Raw genomic sequence first — 17,331 nt, 5'->3', positions numbered from 1 at the left:
AGCACGGACCCCCATTCGGCGAGTATCGCGAGGAGACAGTCGGTTGAACACGAGTGCCACCGAGTCCGGCCTGTACGACAGGACGCTCGACAAGAGCAGCTGCGGCGTGGGCTTCATTACCCGCAAGGACGGCATTCAGACCCATGACGTCCTCCTCCGCGGCCACGAGGCCCTGTGTGCCGTTCCTCACCGCGGTGGCATGTCCGCCGAGGGTGTCGGCGACGGCGCCGGCGTGTGCGTCGACCTGTCTGTGCCGTTCTTCCGCGCCCTGACCGGTGACGGCGAGCTCGAGGCGGGCCGCTTCGGGGTCGGCAACTTCTTCCTCCCCACCGACGTCGCGTTCCACCGCGACGCGGAGGCCGTCATCGAGCGTGCTCTCGCCGAGCAGGGGTTCCGGGTGCTGCTCGAGCGGGACGTGCCCGTCGACGCCACCGTGCTCCGGCCCGCCGCGATCCGGCACCAGCTGCCGATCCGGCAGTGGGTGTTCACCACGCCCGACGCGTGCGCCGACGAGGCCGAGTTCGACCGCCGCATCCACGACGCCCTCCTCGCGATCGAGGCCGTCGCGTACACCCAGCCGGACCTGGCCGGGCTGTACCCGCTGTCGCTCAGCGCCCGCACGCAGGTGCTCAAGGGCCGCCTCAACTCGAACGAGGTGATGCCCTACTTCCAGGACCTCGTCGACCCGGCGCACGCCATCCACACCCTGTACTTCCACACCCGGTTCTCCACCAACACCGACCCGCATCCGACGATGGCGCAGCCGTTCCGTCTGATGGCGCACAACGGTGAGCTCAACACCGACAAGAAGAACCGGCTGTCCGAGACGGCTCTCGCCCGTGCCCGCAACCGAGAGATCGTCCGTCCGCACGGTCAGTCCGACAGTTGTCGCCTCGACCAGACGCTGCAGAGCCGCGTCGTGGAGGACGGCCTGGACCTGGTGACCGCCGTCGTGTCGATGATGCCGCCGGCGTGGGAGAACGATTCCACCCTGTCGCCCGAGGTGCGGGCGATGCTCGAGTACTTCTCGCTGTACGAGGAGAAGAACGACGGTCCGGCCGCGCTGATCTTCGGTGACGGCATCGTCGTCGGCGCCCGGCTCGACCGGCTCGGTCTGCGTCCGCTGCGTTCGGTGGAGACGGACGAGTACCTGTGCGTCACGTCGGAGGCCGGGCAGATCGACTTCGACCCGAACACCGTGCTGCACCGCGGACGCATCGAGGCCGGCGGGATGCTGTACTTCGACCACCGCGTGGGCCGCTCGTACTCCACCGACGAGGCGCTGGAACTGCTCGCCGCCCGCAACGACTACCCCACGCTCGTCGCGGAGGCCCGCCGGACCATCGAGGCGCTGCCCGAGGTCGAGGCCGAGCCGGGTCCGCTGCGCTACAACGGCGACCTCGAGCGCACCCAGCGGTACGTCGCGTACTCGCACAACCAGGAAAGCTTCAAGTTCATGATGGACCCGATGCTCGCGTCGGGTCAGGAGAAGATCTCCGCGATGGGCTACGGCAACGCCATCAACGCGCTCTCCGATCAGGAGGGTGGTGTCGCCAAGTACTTCTCGCAGCGTTTCGCGCAGGTGACCAACCCGTCGCTGGACAGCATCCGTGAGGCCGACGGCATGACGCTGCGCGTCGCGCTGGGCGCCAAGCCGAACAGTGGCGCACAGTCGGCGCCGCAGATCGTGGTGCCCTCGCCGATCCTCACCCACATGGACATGCTGCGGATCCGCAAGCAGACCGAGACACCGGTCCAGCGGTTCCCGATGCTGTACACCCCGGTGCACGGCGACTCCGCCGCCAACGCGGCGGCGCTGGAGGCCGCGGTCGACGGTCTCTGCGACGAGGTGGAGACGTTCGCCCGCGAGCAGGGCGGCATCGCGATCCTCACCGACCGTCACGTGGCCACCGACCGTGCGGCGCTGCCGATGATCGTGGCGATCTCCGCGGTCAACCAGCGGCTGATCGAGGAGGGCCTGCGTCTGCGGGTGTCCGTCGTCGCCGAGAGCGGTCAGATCTCGTCTTCGCACCACGTCGCCGCCGCCCTCGGTTTCGGCGCGGCCGCGATCTACCCCCTAGCCGTCCGTCTGCGCGCCGAGGAGAAGTTCGCCGACGACGCCGACCAGGCGTTCAAGCGGTTCGCGAAGGCCGCCGAGAAGTCGCTGATGAAGACGATGGGCCGGGTCGGCCTGTGCACCGCCGAGAGCTACATCGGCGGCGAGTTCTTCGAACCCAACTACCTCGACACGGACGATCGGGTGCTGCGCCGCTACTTCGCGAATGTGAAGACGCCGGTCGGCGGTGTCGGGTTCGCCGTCATCGCGCAGGCCGTCGCGGACTGGCACCAGCGTGCGCTGTCGGTCACCGGGGAGAAGGACGTCCCGCTGCTCGGCCTGTTCAAGGAGCGCGCGGAGGGCGCGGGCCACTCGTACGGCACGGCGGCCGTGCGCGGCTTCGTCGACCTCACCGAGGAACCCATCGCGTTCGACACGGCGGGCACGCAGGACCACACGGAGTCGCTGCGACTGCTGCCGCTGAACCGGCTCGAGGACGCGTTCGGTCTCGACGACGACGCCTACCGCAACGCCGGTTTCCAGAAGTTGACGCAGGAGGCGATCGACCGCTTCGAGATCACCCCCGGCTACCGTGCGTTTGCGCGGACGATGGCCGACGAGCGAACCCGTCGTCCCGTAGCGCTGCGCGACGTCCTGGATCTGCCCGCCGATGTCACGTTCCTCACCACGGCGGCCGAGTTCCGCAAGCAGATGGGCCGCTTCTCCCGCAAGGGCAACAACAGCTTCGCGGTGCGCGGACTCGCATCCGAGGCCGTTGGCGACGACGGGTTCCGGCTCCGGCTCACCGGCCCTCACGCGGGCGAGGCCTCCGTGCTCGCGGCGCTCGGCGAGTCGCTGGTGATGCGGTTCGGTGACGACCTGCGCGAGCACCGCGTCGACGGCGACGCGCTGCTCGTGCGCACGTCCGGTGAGGCGCTGCGGTGCCTGTCGCTGCTGCGCACCGCTCCGGCGAGCCTGCCGATCGACCGGGTGCAGAAGGCCAGCGACATCACCCCGTTCCTCACGTCCGGCGCCATGAGCCACGGCGCGCTGAACTCCAACGCGCACGAGGCCGTCGCGCACGGCACCAACATGGTCGGCGGCATGTCGAACAGCGGTGAGGGCGGCGAGCACATCTCCCGCTACGGCACCATCCGCGGTTCCCGGATCAAGCAGTTCGCGTCGGGCCGCTTCGGTGTGTGGGCCGGCTACCTCGCCGACCCGATGCTCGAGGAACTCGAGATCAAGATCGCGCAGGGCGCCAAGCCCGGCGAGGGCGGGCAGCTGCCCGCACCGAAGGTGACCGTCGAGATCGCGGCCGCGCGCGGCGGCACTCCCGGCGTCGAACTCGTCTCTCCCCCACCGCATCACGACACGTACTCGATCGAGGACCTCGCGCAGCTGATCCACGACTGCAAGGCGGCGCGGGTCCGCGTCATCGTGAAGCTCGTGTCCTCGGAGGGCATCGGCACCATCGCGGTCGGTGTCGCGAAGGCCGGGGCCGACGTCATCAATGTGGCAGGCAACACCGGTGGCACCGGCGCCGCCGCGGTGACGAGCCTCAAGTACGCCGGACGGTCGGCGGAGATCGGCGTCGCCGAGGTCCATCAGGCGCTGTGCGCCAACGGTTTGCGGCAGAAGGTGCTGCTCCGCTGTTCCGGTGCGCACCAGACGGCCAGCGACGTGGTGAAGTCGGCGCTGCTCGGCGCGGACAGCTTCGAGTTCGGCACCACCGCCCTGATGATGCTCAAGTGCGTCATGGCCAAGAACTGCAACATCAAGTGCCCGGCCGGCCTGACCACCAACCCCGAGCTGTTCGACGGCGACCCGCGCGCGATGGCGCAGTACCTGCTCAACATCGCGCACGAGACCCGTGAGGTGCTGGCGGAACTGGGCATGTCCTCGCTGCGCGAGGCCCGGGGACGTTCGGATCTGCTGCAGCTGCTGGACCACCCGTCCAGCGTCGGCCAGCTCGACCTGCGCGCGATGCTCGCCGTGGTCGACGAGGTCACCATCGGCGATCCGGTGTACCTGGAGAAGGACTACACGCTCGACGACGGCTGGCTCGTGCAGCTGCGTGCCGCGCTGATCGAGCAGGGCGAGGCCACCGTCGAACTCGGCGACGGCGTGCATCTGAGCAACCGCAACAAGAGCGTCGGCGCTCAGCTGGCGGTCGACATCGAGCGGATGCTCAATCACGAGCTCACCGAGGTCGCGCTGCCCGCCGTGCTCCGCGACGAACGCGGCCGTGGCTACCTGCGCGACGGCAGTGTCCGGATCGCGACGTCCGGGTCCGCGGGCCTGTCGTACGGCGCGTTCTGCAACGACGGCATGGCCCTGGTCCACACCGGCACCGCCAACGACGGCGTCGGCAAGGGCGCCAACGGCGGCAGCATCGTCGTGCGCTCCCCCGGCGGCGGTTCGGACCGCCACGGCGGCAACGTGCTGATCGGCAACTTCGCGCTGTTCGGCGCGACCGGTGGCCGCACTTTCGTCGAGGGCCAGGCGGGTGACCGCTTCGCCGTGCGCAACTCGGGTGCCACCGCGGTCGTCGAGGGTGTCGGCGACTTCGCCTGCGAGTACATGACCAACGGCGCCGTCCTCAACCTCGGCGGCTTCGGCAAGGGCGTCGGCAACGGCATGAGCGGTGGCTTCGTCTACCAGTACGACCCCGAGAACAAGCTGCCCGGCAAGGCCAGCGCGGACTCGATCCTGCTCGGGTCGATCACCGGCGACGACGAGCACGCCGCGCTGCACCGTCAGGCCGTGCACGTGCTGCTCGGGTGGCACCTCGAGGCCACCGGCTCCGCCAAGGCGGCGTGGCTGCTGGAGAACTGGGAGACCGAGCAGCACCACTTCGTGTACGGCATGCCGCGCGCGCTGCTGCAGTACCAGGACAGCGACGAGATCCTGAAGGCCAAGCCCCGCAAGGACCTGGCCGACGAACTGGCCGCCGCGCTGGTCGGGCACCAGGTGCGCAAGTTCAAGCTGGACTACCGGGACGGTCACGCCGTGCTGGACGGCGCCGTCCCCGGCTACGGCGAGGCCGACACCGAGGCGATGTTCGCGCTGCTGAACAACTACACCGTGCTGAACGCGGCGCAGGAGATGGCGCTGTCCAAGCTGCCCGGTGTCACCGATCCGTCCGACCCGGCCGTCGACAAGGCCGTCCGCAACCTGCTGCTCACCGAGGACTTCTTCCTCATGCAGCGGTTGCAGCGGTACGCACGGGAAGCGTTGAAGGACTACAGCGACGAGGATCTGGCCGTGATGGTCGCGGCCAAGCGGCTCGCCGACTACAAGGATGCGCTGCGCCGCCGCAACGTCCGGTCCATCGACGCCCCCGGCACGTATGGCTGGATCCTGCACCAGGATGCGAAGAACGTCGACAAGATCGGCCGGCTGCCCGGTTTCGAGGAGCTGTTCGCGCAGCACGCCCTCCCCGATCTGATCCCTGCGAGAGACGTGGTGCCCTCATGAAATTGCCCTACATCCCCCAGGACGCCCCGTTCAGTGAAGACCAGCGCGTCTGGCTCACCGGCTTCCTCGCCGGAATGAGCTCGCGTCTCGTCGTCGGCGGCTCCGACGCGCCCGCCGCCGCCGGTGGGCAGCTGCCCGCCATGCACGTGCTGTACGGCAGCCAGACCGGGAACGCCGAGGGTGTCGCGGAAGACGCTGCGGCCGCGGCACGTTCGCACGGTTTCGCGCCGGTCGTGAGCGCCCTCGACGACGTCGACACGGACGCACTCGCCGCGATGCAGCGCGTCCTCGTCGTCACCTCCACCTACGGTGAGGGCGAGATGCCCGACAACGCCGAACTGTTCTGGCAGGCGCTGGCCGCGGAGACCGCACCACGGCTCGAGACCACCGACTTCGCGGTGCTCGCACTCGGCGACACCGGGTACGACGGGTACTGCCAGGCCGGCAAGATGATCGACACGAGGCTCGAGCAGCTCGGGGCCCACCGCGTCACGCCGCGCGTCGACTGCGACGTCGACTACGAGGACGCCGCCGCCGCGTGGGTCGCCGACACGCTGCCGTTGTTCGCGGCCGTCGAAGGCATTCGCGGCGAGTCCGCCGTTGCCGACGTCGCCGAGCCGGTGACGAAACCGGCCCGCACCCGGTCGCAGTGGAACCGCAAGAACCCCTACGGTTCCACGCTGTCCGTGAACCGGCGGCTGTCGAGCGAGGAGTCCGCGAAGGAGATCCGCCACTACGAGTTCGCGCTCGCCGACAGCGGTCTCGAATACGAGGCCGGTGACGCGCTCGGTGTGATGCCGATCAACGATCCCGCCCTCGTCGACGCCCTCGTCGACCGGCTGGGCATCCCGGCCGATGCCGCCGTCACCGGCAAGGAGCGGCCGTTCAGCGACCTGCTGCTGCACGCGTACGAGATCTCCACGCCGAGCCACGAATTCATCGACGAGATCGAGAAGCGGGCGGGCGACGAAGAGCTGAGCCACGTGCTGCGGCACGGCGACAAGGAGGCCCTCGACGCCTGGTTGTGGGGCAAGGACGTGCTCGACCTGCTGCTCCTCGAACCGTCCGTGACGCTGACCGCGGACGAGTTCGTCGGACTGCTGAAGCCGTTGCAGCACCGGGCATACTCCATCTCCTCCAGCCCGCTGGCCAACCCGGGCAGCGTGCACCTGACTGTCGCCAGCGTCCGCCACAGCTCGGCCGGACGCGACCGCGGCGGCGTGTGCTCGACCTTCCTCGCCGATCGGATCGCCGAGGGCGGCAACGGCGGCATCTTCGTGTCGAAGAACAAGTCGTTCCGCGTGCCTGCGAACGACGACGCACCGATGATCATGGTCGGCCCGGGCACCGGCATCGCGCCGTTCCGCGCGTTCCTGCAGGAGCGGCAGGCGCGGGGCGCGTCGGGACGCAACTGGCTGTTCTTCGGCGACCAGCACCGCGCGTCGGACTACATCTACGAGGAGGAGATCGCCGCGATGAGCGACAGCGGTCTGCTCACCCGCCTCGACCTCGCCTTCTCCCGCGACCAGGCGGAAAAGATCTACGTGCAGAACCGGATGATCGAGAACGGCGCCGAGTTGTTCGCCTGGCTCGAGGACGGCGGCCACTTCTACGTGTGCGGCGACGCCACCCGCATGGCGAAGGACGTCGACCGGGCCCTGCACGAGGTGATCGCCACCCATGGCACCCTTTCCACCGAGCAGGCCGCCGACTACGTGACCAAGCTCAAGAAGGAAAAGCGCTACCTGCGCGACGTGTACTGACCACGTCGGCAGCTACTCACGAGGAGCAAGAACAATGGCAGTGGTGATTCTGTACGGCAGCGAGGGCGGGACCTCCGAACTGGTGGCCGACAACATCGCCGACGTGCTCGGCGACTACGGCGACACGTCCCTGTACGACATGATGGAATTCGATGCGGGTGATCTCGATCCCGCGAACTTCCACGTCATCGTGTGCTCCACGTACGGTGAGGGCGAGCTGCCCACCGGCGCGGAACCCTTCTTCGAGGGGCTCGAGGAGGACGAACCCGACCTCACCGGCATGCAGTTCGCGCTGTTCGGCCTCGGCGACAAGGTGTACGAGGAGACGTACAACCGCGGCGGCGAGATCATGGCCGAGAAGCTGATCGCCCTCGGCGCGGTCCAGGTCGGCGAGCATGGTCGGCACGACGGCTCCGGCTCCGTTCGCCCGAAGGATCAGGCCGAGGAGTGGGCCAAGAACATCGGCGAGGAATTCCTGGGCTGACACCCTCAGACCGGGAGCCGCGACTGCACGCTCCGCACCCAGTCGCGGCTCCCGTCGAGGTAGCGGTCCCGCGCCGACGCGAACAGGCGGACGCTGTCGGCGCCGGGCCAGTCCGCGGGCAGCATCCCTTCCGGCAGGCCCGGGTCGATGTACGGGATGATGCGCCATTCGTCGAGCAGCGGCACGAAGCGCACGAACGCTTCGCGCGGCGACACCTCCTCCGTGGCAGCGAGTGCGACGCGGTGGCGGTCGAGGAAGTCGCGGTGCCGCGCAGCGATGCCGCCCAGATCCCACCACCGGGCCGCCGCGTCCCCCATCGAATCGGGGACGAACACCGACGTCGACACGAACGTGGTCACGTACTCGGACAGGCCCAGCGCGTCGACGATGTCCCCGACCTCGCCGGCGAGGTGTTCGGGGGCGATCCACAGTCCCGGCGACACGATTCCGCACCCGATCCAGCCGAGCCGCCGACGCAACTGGTGCCGCGCCGCTCGCTGCGCTTCGGGGATGGTGAACGAGATCAGCCGCCACGGATCGGTGTCCGCCATCTGCCGGAAACCGAAGATCCGCGGATCGCCGCGGGTGAACATCGACTCTGCCTGCTCGGTCACCTCGTACCCACTACGGCCGTCGCGGGCGTGGGGGCGGAGCACCCCCTTCTTCTTCAGCCGAGCCACCGCGATGCGCGTCGATTCAGGCGGGATGCCTACCGCCTGCATCACTTCCACGAAATCGGCGATCGCCACCCACCCGCCGACGTCGCGCACGTACGCACCGAGCACGGTGCGGATCAGTGACGTGGCGCTGCCCGGTCGCGAATCGAAGTCGTCGAGGATCGCGCTCGCCGGTTCAGTCGGCGAGTTCATCACGGATCGCGAGTATTCCGGCGCACACCTCGCCGAAACTCGTGCTCAGCGGGCTCAGGCCGAGGCGCAGTCCCTGCGGGGCCCGGAAATCGGGTATGACGCCCTTCGTCCACAGTCGCTGGACGACGGCCTCGAACCGCGGGTGGTCGATGATGACGTGGCCGCCCCGCTCGGCGGAATTCTCCGGTGATCCGATCTCCACGCCCAGCGGAATCAGCACCTCGCGCACGAGGTCGAGTGCGTACTCGGTCAGGGCGATCGACTTGTCCCGCACGGCGTCCATCCCGACCTCACCCAGGAGGGCCAGGGTGTCCTGCAGTGCGATCATGCCGAGGACCGACGGCGTCCCGCTGATCACGCGCCGGACGCCCGGCGCCGGCTCGTAGCCCTGCGCCATCGCAAATGGGTTTTCGCGGCCCATCCAGCCCCAGATCGGCTGCACGAAGTCCTGCTGGAGGTCGGCCCGGACGTACGCAAACGCCGGTGAGCCGGGTCCGCCGTTCAGGTACTTGTACGTGCACCCCACCGCCAGGTCGACACCCCACGCGTCGAGGTCGAGGGGGACCGAGCCGACGGAGTGGCACAGGTCGAGCAGCAGCAGCGCGCCCGCCTCGTGCACCACCCGGGCGGCCCCCGCCGCGTCCACCAGGTAGCCCGAGCGGTACGCGACGTGGCTGAGAACGACGAGCGCGGTCTGTTCGGAAACCACGGACCGCAGGTCGTCGACGGTGACACCGCCGCGGGTATCCGACTCGATCCATCGGAGAGTGAGCCCGAGTTCGCCGGCGATGGATTCGAGCACGTACCGGTCCGTCGGAAAGTTGTCGCGGTCCACGACGATCTCGGTGCGACCCGGCCGCAACGCGAGCCCACCCCGCGCCAGTTTGTACAGCAGGACCGTCGTCGAGTCGCCGATGGTGGTCTGACCGGCGGCCGCGCCCAGCGACACCCGCGCGAGGGTGTCGCCGATCGTGATCGGCAGTTCGTACCACTCCTCGTCCCACCCGCGGATCAACCGGCCACCCCACGACTGCGTGACGAACGCGGTGATCCGCTCGGCGCTCGCCTTGGTGGGCCTGCCGAGCGAGTTCCCGTCGAGGTAGGCGGGCACCGACGGGTCGTCGGCGCCGATGAACAAGTCGCGGTACGCGCGCAGCGGGTCCGCGGCGTCGAGGTCCGCGGCGCGGGCCGCCAGCACATCCGTCGACGTGGTCATCATCGCCCGATCTCGGTGCGCACGGCCAGGAGTTCCGGGAAGAATGTCAGTTCGAGGGCCTTCTGCAGAAACCCCACACCGCTGGATCCTCCCGTCCCGGACTTCATCCCGATGGTCCGCAGCACGGTGCGCATGTGGCGGAAGCGCCACAGCTGAAAGTTCTCCTCGAGGTCGACGAATTCCTCGAACGCCTCGTAGACGGCCCAGTGCTCCTCGGAATTCTCGTACACGAACTTGATCAGCGGCATCAGGTCGTCGTTCAGGCTGTAGGCGGCGGTCACATCGCGGTTCAGCGCGGACGCCGGCACGTCGTATCCGAGCCGCGACAGGCACTGCCAGAACGCGTCGTACAGACTCGGCTCGCGGAGCAGCCGGTCGAGCAGTTCGTGGGCGGCGGGATCGGCCTCGAACACCTTCAGCATCCCGGCGTTCTTGTTGCCGAGCACGAACTCGACCGCGCGGTACTGATAGGACTGGAACCCGGACGAATTGCCGAGGAACTGCCGGAACTCGGAGTACTCGGTGGGCGTCAGCGTGGCCAGCACCGACCACTGCTCGGTCAGCGTCTTCTGGATGTGCTTGACGCGCGCCACGCACTTGAGCGCCCTGCCGATGTCGTCCGCATCGAAAGCGTCTCGGGCCGCGAGGGTTTCGTGCAGGACGAGCTTCAGCCAGAGTTCGGTGGTCTGGTGCTGGATGATGAACAGCAGCTCGTCGTGATGCTCGGGCCTGCTCACCGGTTTCTGCGCGCTCAGCAGGGTGTCGAGGTCCAGGTACGAGCCGTAGCTCATCCGCTCGCTGAAATCGGTGACGATCTCTTTCTCGATGGCTCTGGTATTGGCCTGCACGCCCATGGCCGTCCTCACTGCTGGTGTTCGAGTACCGGACTCCGACCTCCATATTACATAATCGTGGCGACCGCTACAGTTATCGAATACCCGCTGGCTCGCTCCTCTGACCTCAGGCCAACTCGGCCGCCCACTCGGCGAAGCTCTGCCAGCCCACCTCGGGGTAGAGCCGGCGCAGTTCGCCGATGTTCGCGTCGTACCCCGTGTCGGTGAGGAAGCGGAACATCGCGCGCATGTCCGGCGATGCGATGGCGTCCGCGTCGGACGAATGAGCATGCACCGGTGTGCCCAGCACTTCACCGAGCACTTCGGCCATTCGAAGTGGCGTCGGATCGTCCGATGCCAGGTCGATTCTGGTCCCGGCAAATCGGTCCGGATCCTCGAACACGAGGGCGACGAACCGACCGAGGTCTCGCCGCGACAACTGCTGCAGCGGGGTATCGACCGGCAGTGGCAGATCGAGTCGGCCTCGGCGGATGCCGTCGAGGCCGCCGAGCAGGTTGTCGTAGAAGTAGGTCGGCCCGACGATCGTGTACGAGACCGAGGAATCCCGCAGCAACGCCTCGGTCACGGCCTTCGTCTCGAAATGTGGCACCCCGGTGCTCTTGTCCGCGTCGGCTACCGAAGAGAACACCACGTGCGGAACACCGGAGTCACCGAACGCGCCGACGAGCGCGGCACCCTGAGCGATCTCCGCCTCCGGGCCGTCTTCAAAAGGCGTCGTCATGGCGAACACGCCCGCACATCCGTCGACTGCAGACGCGATCGCCGCCCGATCGGTGATGTCCGCCACGGCGATGTCGACTCCTCGCAGGCGCAATGCCTCTGAGCGAGAAGAGCTTCGACGGACGAGCGCCCGGACCTCACGCCCTCGCTCGAGCAACGCGTCGACGACAGTGCCTCCCTGACCACCCGTCGCTCCGACGACTGCATACGGCTCACCCATGGGCACAACCTCTCTCCTCCTCGACCGCGCCAGCGTACTCGCAGGCCCGATCCGCGGCGGCCACAGAGTTGGTGACCCGAACCTGTGCGCCGAGCAGGCATTCGAGCACCCCACTGCCGGGTCGTTGAAGTCCACGTGACCCACCTGAACGCCGGCGTTCGTTCGGAGATCGCGATGTCCACCTTCACACCAGCCGACGAGGACACGGCGTCGAAACTGCCCACCGCGGCCTGCCGGCGATGATTTTGCGGCCCGGGTCGTGTCAGTACTCGTATGAGAACACTCGCGATTACCCAGAACATCACCCTCGACGGCTCGATCGAGATGCTCGGCGACTGGTTCGACCCGGCAGACCAGGATCCACAGCTGCTGGAAGCGACCAACCGGCAGTCCGAGCGGGCGGACGCCATGTTGCTGGGCCGGCAGACGTTCGAGGACTTCCGCAGCTACTGGCCACACCAGACCGACGACCGGACCGGCATCACCGATGAGCTGAATCAGATTCAGAAGTACGTCGTCTCCTCCACCATGTCCGACCCCGAGTGGCGGAACTCGACCGTGCTCACGGGCGACTGGATCGCTCAGGTGCGAGCCCTGAAGGGGCAGGAGGGCCGCGACATCATCGTCACGGGCAGCGTCACGCTGACCCATGCCCTGATCGAGTCCGGCCTGGTCGACGAGTACCGGCTGTTCGTATACCCCGTCGTCCAGGGTCGGGGACGACGGCTGTTTCCGGACGGGTACGAGACGCCGAGGCTGCAGCTGGTCGAGGCCCGCGGCTTCCAGAACGGCGTCTCCCTGCTGCACTACACCGTCTGAGGACTCCACCGATGCCGGTCGGCTGGCTCGCTCACTCCTCGGACGACCGAGCGTCACGCATCCGCCGCGCCAGCTCCTGCGCATCAACGACGTCCCCGCCCTCGACGTCGGCCCGGCCGGCGAGATGCGAGGCCAGCAGATCCGTATCCGACAGCACCGCGATCGTCTCCCGCAACGCGTCGTAGTCGTCGGCACCCAGCAGAACCGCGGCGCGGTGCCCGTTGCGGGTGATCTCGAACCGCTCATGGGTGCGTTCGGCCTCCTCGACCAGCCGCGGCAGCTGGGCTTGGGCATCGGAAACAGGAAGCGTCGTCATGTACGTATTCAAGCCCAAAATGTGCGCACCTACCGCTCCGCGTCAGCAGGAGCTGTGGTGGTGGTGATCGTCGGTGTGGGTCTCTTCGTCCGCGTCGGTAGCTCTGGTGGTGGTGGCAGCAACCAGGTGGTGGTCGGCTCGGTCGTCCGTGTCACGGGGAGCACCTCGAACGTCGTCTGCACCACCATCGACGGGATCGGCCCGCACCGCAGACCGGCCACCTGGAAACCGCGGACGCCGCGGTTCGGCACCGACGCGCGGAAGTCCGCGACGCTGCCGACTTGACGGGTCTCGCCCAGGACGCGATCGCCGAACTCCACCGACCACGGTCCGCCACAGGTCGGAAGATTCGTCGCGTGATACTGGATCCGGTCGCCCGGCTGCCCGCTCGGCGGAGTGACGAAGAGGACCGGCCCACCGGGATCGAGCATGCGCGCCGCTTCCCTGTCGGGTTCGCTCGACGCACCGCCGCTGGTATGAACTGCGAGCAGCACAGCAACCGTCCCGACGAATGTCGTCGCCGCCAACCAGGGTGTCTGTCGCACCGGTCTCACCTCGCACCCTCAATTATGCGGCTTGGCCGCCCACTGCAGGCCTGTCTCCTCGTCGTACAACGTGGTCGACGGGTACCAGTCGGGGTGTGGGGCGGCCCGTCCGGTGATGCGTCGGTACTGCGCCGGCCACCGGTCGGCAACGCCGAAGGCGAAGGCGTAGGGGACGGCGGCGAGGAAGCATTCACGGACCGCGGCGGACCCGATCGTCGTCGACCGGCCCGACAGCACGCGTTCGAACCCGGCGGCACCCGCCCACACTTGCCGCCCCGTCGGCGTGTGCCGAAGACCCGTTCCCGCCGCGAACACGCCGAGGGAGCCGATGACGAACGCGACGAAGGGAACCCCGAGGATCGTGGGACCGAGTACGCCGAGGAATCCGAGTGCGGCGAGAACCGTGCACAGGCAGGCCATCGCCCGCCCGATCCACGACCTGACCGCGAGCACGAGCAGATCGTCCTGCGCCGCCCACGACCGGCATTCGTCGGACATCGCGCGCATGCCCTCTCTGACCGCGCAGCCGGATGTCGGCGAGCCGTCGGCAACGAATACCCCACCCGGAGAACGGATTCCGAGGTGCTCGGCGAACACCCGTGAAATGGGGTCGATCTGCCTCCACCGTTGCGGGGTACCGATCCCCTCGATCTGCCACAGGCCGTCGTCGACCAAGGTCAGCCGGACCACCGACTGCTCGGCCAGGTGCAGCAGTGTCGCCGTCGGCGCGCCGTCGCCGATCCACTTCCGCACGACGAATTCGGTCTGCGCAGGCCCGAGGCCGGGCACGGGTCCGTACCGCACCGGCGGCTCGGGGAGTTTCTCGCGGGCACTTCGCGACCACAGCCGACCCGCGCCCCACGCGACGACCGACAGCCCGACGGCGACCGCGGCGAGCCCGAACGAGTCGCCGACGATCGCCGCGAGCCCACGCGCATTCGACGTCGGCCCCCACACCAGGGGAAACAGCAGTCCTGTGCACGCCGAGACGCCGAGGAGTACGGCAACGGCAACGCGCATCCTCGCCGCATCCGACGCGCGACCCCGCGCCACGCTGCGGATCTCCTCACCGGAATCGGGCTGGTACTCATCGCCGTTGTCGTACATTCGCCTACCTCGTCGCCGGGAATTCGCTGATACCGCAATCCTCGGCACATCCGCCCCCGGCAACCAGACGACACAGGGACTACCGGCCCCACCTCGAGGTGCACGATTCCTCACCCCATCGGGGACGACGCTCCCCCGCACGGTGTGTTGCGTCGCCTCCCTTTCCGAACGCGATTCACCAGTCCGCGATCACCGGGACGACGCGTTCGCCCAGGATCTCGAGGGGCGTGATCGCCGCGACCTGCGGCACCCATCCGTGAACGTGGGTGACGCCGAGCTTCGACAGGTCCTCGAGTTGACCGAGCAAGCTGTCCACGTTCTGTCCGTCCGCACCCGGGTCGAGCGGGAACATCACGGTCTTCTCGATGGCGTCGTAGTCGGTACCGAGTGCGGTGCAATGATTCCTCAGCACGTCCAGCTTGTGGGCGACCTCGGGTCCGCCGAACAAATTGCAGGCCTGTGCGTACTGCGCGACCAGCCGAAGCGTCTTCTTCTCACCCGCGCCGCCGATGAGGATGGGCGGGTGTGGGCGCCGTAGCGGCTGCGGCACGTTCATGGTGCGGCCGAGCCGGTAGTGCTTGCCCTCGAACGGTCCGTCGTTCTCGCTCCACATCTGCAGGCAGATCTGCAGTGTCTCCTCGAGTCGCTCGAAGCGTTCGGCCGTCGGCGGGAAGTGAAGGCCCAGTCCGACACTCTCGTCCTCGTTCCAGGCGGCGCCGATCCCGAGGTACGCGCGCCCCTTGGACAGGACGTCGAGCGTGCTCAAGGCCTTGGCGAGGAGGCCCGGCTCGCGGTAGACGGTGGCGGTGACCCAGGCCAGCAGGTCCACCTTCTCGGTGACGGCGGCAAGGAATCCGAGGGTGGTGTACGCCTCGAGCATCTCGGTGTCGATCGGTCCCACCGGTTCGATCTGCCAGAGATGATCCATGACGCTGAGCTTGGAGAAACCCGCGTCCTCGGCGGTGACGGCAATGCGGCGCAGGTCGTCCGAGAGGTTCGACGGTCCGGCGGGAAAGGTGAAGTCGGCGATGTGCAGTCCAAGTTCCATAGCTCCCCACGGTAAACCTGTTGCCGCCCGCTACCCAGGGATCGCCGGTACCACCCAGACGTGCCCTCGCCAGAAGTCCTCACGGGTACGTACGGTGACCCGGTGACCGAATCTGCTCGCCGACTCGACGTCGTCTTCGCACCCGGGACCGTCGCGCACAGGGGAACCGCCGCGGAACTCCTCGGCCGGGCTCTGGATGCGCGCGGCCTCTCCGCCGAGGTGACGTTCGCCGCGGACACCGCGGATCTGCAGCGCGCCGTGCGGGCGGCGGCGGGCCGGGGAGAGTTCGTCGTCATACCCGGCGCCGGAGCAGCGTTCACCGGTCCGGCCTGCGGGGCGATCCGCGTCGATTTCGGGGACTGCGAGCCGGACCGCTCCGACGGCATCCGGGCCCACATCCGCGAGCGGGGACTCGACGGACTCCGATTCGCGGTCGACAGCTGGTACCACCACCGCTTTCACCCCGGCACGATCGTGCACTACGGCGACGACCCCGATCAGCGCGCCGAACTGCGGGTCCCGGACGGCGCCGGACCGTTCCCCGTCGCCGTGCTGATCCACGGCGGATATTGGCGTCCCCGTTGGGAGTTCGATCTGATGGACAGGCTGGCAGTGGACCTGAGAGCCCGCGGGTACGTGACGTTGAACGTCGAGTACCGGCGCCCCGCCGAGAAAAGATGGGCAGCGATGACGTCCGACGTCGCCGCCGCCCTGCAAGCCGCCGGGTCTGCCCCGGAAGTTGATCCGGGACGCGTCGTGATCCTCGGCCACTCGGCCGGCGGTCAGCTCGCCCTGCGCGCCGCCGCCGACGCCGTCGCCGACCGGGCTGCGGTGCGTCCGGCGCTGGCCGTCAGCCTCGCCGGGGTGCTGAATCTGCGACTCGCCGACGACCGCCGACTCGGCGAGGGCGCGGTCGCGACCGCCGTCGGTGGCCACTGGGCCGAAGACCGGGCGACGTACGAACGGTCGTCACCGCTCCATCGGCTGCCGCTCGGTGTCCCGCAACTCGTCGCGTGCGCCGTGGGCGACGAGCCGGATCTGCTGGAGATGAGCAGGGAATACCACGCGACCGCAGCGGAGACCCCCGACGACGTCACCCTGATCGAGGGCCCCGGCGATCACTTCGCCGTCATCGATCCCGCAAGCGAGATCTGGCGAAGGATCGCCGGCGCAATCGATGCCCGGATCAGACCTCGGACAGCGTAGACACCGTCGACTGCAGCCCGGCCCCCACGCGACCGCGCAGCAGGTCCGCGCAGCGCTCGGCCATCGTCATGACCGTGATGTTCGGGTTGACGTGCGGCAGTTTCGGCATCGCCGACGCGTCGACCACCCGCAGTCCTCGCACCCCCTTGACCCGCAGTTCGGGATCGAGCACCGCCATCGGATCGTCGACGCCGCCCATCCGGGCCGTGCCCGCCGGGTGATACACGGTGTTGTGGGTCTTGTGGATGTAGTCGAGGATCTCCTCGTCGGTCACCGCATCCGGTCCCGGCGCCAGTTCACGGGCGATCCACCCGCGCAGCGCCTTCTGCTCGGCGATCGTGCGGGCCAGCCTCACCCCGGACAGCATCACCCGGTCGTCGTGGCCCTCACTGTCGGTGAAGTACCGGGGATCGACCTTCGCGCGGTCGCGGAAGTCGCGCGAGCGGAGCCGCACAGTTCCGCGGGAACGGCCCTGAGTGACGTTGGGCGTCAGGCAGAATCCGTTGTCCGTGGTGGGGTAGCCCCACCGCAGGGTGTTCATGTCGAACGGGACGCTGCCGTAGTGCATCATCAGGTCGGGATGGTTCAGCCCCTCCTCGGTGGTGGCGAACAGGCCGATCTCCCACCA

15 protein-coding genes are annotated in these 17,331 nt (G+C 68.4%); 6 read left to right on the top strand and 9 right to left on the bottom strand.

The features are described from left to right. Positions 1-43 precede the first annotated feature (43 nt). From MLGJGCBP_RS41580 to MLGJGCBP_RS41570, 3 genes are read left to right on the top strand one after another with little or no spacing between them, the layout of a single operon-like run. Positions 44-5,536, top strand: a complete 5,493-nt coding sequence (locus MLGJGCBP_RS41580) for a glutamate synthase-related protein (protein WP_160103321.1) — start codon at positions 44-46, stop codon at positions 5,534-5,536. Next, the gene (locus MLGJGCBP_RS41575; RefSeq protein ID WP_160103319.1) at positions 5,533-7,299 is read left to right on the top strand and encodes a sulfite reductase subunit alpha; all 1,767 of its coding nucleotides are present in this window, start codon (positions 5,533-5,535) and stop codon (positions 7,297-7,299) included. Before MLGJGCBP_RS41580 ends, MLGJGCBP_RS41575 begins: the two co-directional genes overlap by 4 nt. A 34-nt stretch (positions 7,300-7,333) precedes the next feature. After that, on the top strand, positions 7,334-7,783 hold the full coding sequence (locus tag MLGJGCBP_RS41570; RefSeq protein WP_087561868.1) for a flavodoxin family protein: 450 nt from the start codon (positions 7,334-7,336) through the stop codon (positions 7,781-7,783). Positions 7,784-7,788: 5 nt separating this feature from the next. Here the strand turns inward: MLGJGCBP_RS41570 and MLGJGCBP_RS41565 are convergent, their stop codons facing one another. The 4 genes from MLGJGCBP_RS41565 to MLGJGCBP_RS41550 form a co-directional block, all read right to left on the bottom strand. Next, positions 7,789-8,652, bottom strand: a complete 864-nt coding sequence (locus MLGJGCBP_RS41565; protein ID WP_160103317.1) for a PaaX family transcriptional regulator — start codon at positions 8,650-8,652, stop codon at positions 7,789-7,791. Next, a complete protein-coding gene (locus MLGJGCBP_RS41560; protein WP_160103315.1) occupies positions 8,636-9,871 on the bottom strand; it encodes a kynureninase in 1,236 nt (411 codons plus the stop codon). Before MLGJGCBP_RS41560 ends, MLGJGCBP_RS41565 begins: the two co-directional genes overlap by 17 nt. Beyond that, the gene (locus MLGJGCBP_RS41555; protein ID WP_124389771.1) at positions 9,868-10,722 is read right to left on the bottom strand and encodes a tryptophan 2,3-dioxygenase; all 855 of its coding nucleotides are present in this window, start codon (positions 10,720-10,722) and stop codon (positions 9,868-9,870) included. Before MLGJGCBP_RS41555 ends, MLGJGCBP_RS41560 begins: the two co-directional genes overlap by 4 nt. A 106-nt stretch (positions 10,723-10,828) precedes the next feature. Further along, the gene (locus tag MLGJGCBP_RS41550; protein ID WP_201453348.1) at positions 10,829-11,662 is read right to left on the bottom strand and encodes an NmrA/HSCARG family protein; all 834 of its coding nucleotides are present in this window, start codon (positions 11,660-11,662) and stop codon (positions 10,829-10,831) included. On the opposite strand from MLGJGCBP_RS41550, the gene MLGJGCBP_RS41545 reads away from it, so the two are divergent. Continuing rightward, positions 11,661-11,801, top strand: a complete 141-nt coding sequence (locus tag MLGJGCBP_RS41545) for a hypothetical protein (RefSeq protein WP_160103311.1) — start codon at positions 11,661-11,663, stop codon at positions 11,799-11,801. The genes MLGJGCBP_RS41550 and MLGJGCBP_RS41545 overlap by 2 nt on opposite strands. A gap of 134 nt (positions 11,802-11,935) precedes the next feature. Next, the gene (locus MLGJGCBP_RS41540) at positions 11,936-12,481 is read left to right on the top strand and encodes a dihydrofolate reductase family protein (RefSeq protein ID WP_160103309.1); all 546 of its coding nucleotides are present in this window, start codon (positions 11,936-11,938) and stop codon (positions 12,479-12,481) included. A gap of 31 nt (positions 12,482-12,512) precedes the next feature. Here MLGJGCBP_RS41540 and MLGJGCBP_RS41535 read toward each other — a convergent pair whose 3' ends face one another. From MLGJGCBP_RS41535 to MLGJGCBP_RS41520, 4 genes are all read right to left on the bottom strand, one after another. Continuing rightward, on the bottom strand, positions 12,513-12,797 hold the full coding sequence (locus MLGJGCBP_RS41535) for a type II toxin-antitoxin system Phd/YefM family antitoxin (RefSeq protein ID WP_160103307.1): 285 nt from the start codon (positions 12,795-12,797) through the stop codon (positions 12,513-12,515). 29 nt (positions 12,798-12,826) lie between these two features. After that, entirely contained in the window at positions 12,827-13,342 is a 516-nt protein-coding gene (locus MLGJGCBP_RS41530) for a hypothetical protein (RefSeq protein ID WP_160103305.1), read from the bottom strand. Positions 13,343-13,360: 18 nt separating this feature from the next. Beyond that, positions 13,361-14,449 (bottom strand): DUF2207 family protein, encoded by a 1,089-nt coding sequence (locus MLGJGCBP_RS41525; RefSeq protein WP_160103303.1) that lies wholly within the window; start codon positions 14,447-14,449, stop codon positions 13,361-13,363. Positions 14,450-14,624: 175 nt separating this feature from the next. Beyond that, on the bottom strand, positions 14,625-15,497 hold the full coding sequence (locus MLGJGCBP_RS41520; RefSeq protein WP_160103301.1) for an LLM class F420-dependent oxidoreductase: 873 nt from the start codon (positions 15,495-15,497) through the stop codon (positions 14,625-14,627). Positions 15,498-15,599: 102 nt separating this feature from the next. Here MLGJGCBP_RS41520 and MLGJGCBP_RS41515 point away from each other — a divergent pair, with 102 nt between their 5' ends. Beyond that, a complete protein-coding gene (locus tag MLGJGCBP_RS41515) occupies positions 15,600-16,703 on the top strand; it encodes an alpha/beta hydrolase family protein (protein WP_201453347.1) in 1,104 nt (367 codons plus the stop codon). Here MLGJGCBP_RS41515 and MLGJGCBP_RS41510 read toward each other — a convergent pair. Then, the coding region (locus tag MLGJGCBP_RS41510; RefSeq protein ID WP_236581674.1) for a GMC oxidoreductase at positions 16,684-17,331 on the bottom strand (648 nt) is incomplete at its 5' end. The two genes, MLGJGCBP_RS41515 and MLGJGCBP_RS41510, sit on opposite strands and share 20 nt — an antisense overlap.

This window comes from Rhodococcus sp. T7 (genome assembly GCF_009872365.1).
Taxonomy (GTDB): domain Bacteria; phylum Actinomycetota; class Actinomycetes; order Mycobacteriales; family Mycobacteriaceae; genus Rhodococcus_F.
This window is presented reverse-complemented; position numbering and strand designations above follow the sequence as displayed.

What these genes read in the sequence shown, in the direction of transcription:
- MLGJGCBP_RS41575 (WP_160103319.1), top strand. Translation starts at nt 5,533, where the DNA reads ATGAAATTGCCCTACATCCCCCAGGACGCCCCGTTCAGTGAAGACCAG.
- MLGJGCBP_RS41570 (WP_087561868.1), top strand. Translation starts at nt 7,334, where the DNA reads ATGGCAGTGGTGATTCTGTACGGCAGCGAGGGCGGGACCTCCGAACTG.
- MLGJGCBP_RS41565 (WP_160103317.1), bottom strand. Translation starts at nt 8,652, where the DNA reads ATGAACTCGCCGACTGAACCGGCGAGCGCGATCCTCGACGACTTCGAT.
- MLGJGCBP_RS41560 (WP_160103315.1), bottom strand. Translation starts at nt 9,871, where the DNA reads ATGATGACCACGTCGACGGATGTGCTGGCGGCCCGCGCCGCGGACCTC.
- MLGJGCBP_RS41555 (WP_124389771.1), bottom strand. Translation starts at nt 10,722, where the DNA reads ATGGGCGTGCAGGCCAATACCAGAGCCATCGAGAAAGAGATCGTCACC.
- MLGJGCBP_RS41545 (WP_160103311.1), top strand. Translation starts at nt 11,661, where the DNA reads ATGGGCACAACCTCTCTCCTCCTCGACCGCGCCAGCGTACTCGCAGGC.
- MLGJGCBP_RS41550 (WP_201453348.1), bottom strand. Translation starts at nt 11,662, where the DNA reads ATGGGTGAGCCGTATGCAGTCGTCGGAGCGACGGGTGGTCAGGGAGGC.
- MLGJGCBP_RS41540 (WP_160103309.1), top strand. Translation starts at nt 11,936, where the DNA reads ATGAGAACACTCGCGATTACCCAGAACATCACCCTCGACGGCTCGATC.
- MLGJGCBP_RS41535 (WP_160103307.1), bottom strand. Translation starts at nt 12,797, where the DNA reads ATGACGACGCTTCCTGTTTCCGATGCCCAAGCCCAGCTGCCGCGGCTG.
- MLGJGCBP_RS41525 (WP_160103303.1), bottom strand. Translation starts at nt 14,449, where the DNA reads ATGTACGACAACGGCGATGAGTACCAGCCCGATTCCGGTGAGGAGATC.
- MLGJGCBP_RS41520 (WP_160103301.1), bottom strand. Translation starts at nt 15,497, where the DNA reads ATGGAACTTGGACTGCACATCGCCGACTTCACCTTTCCCGCCGGACCG.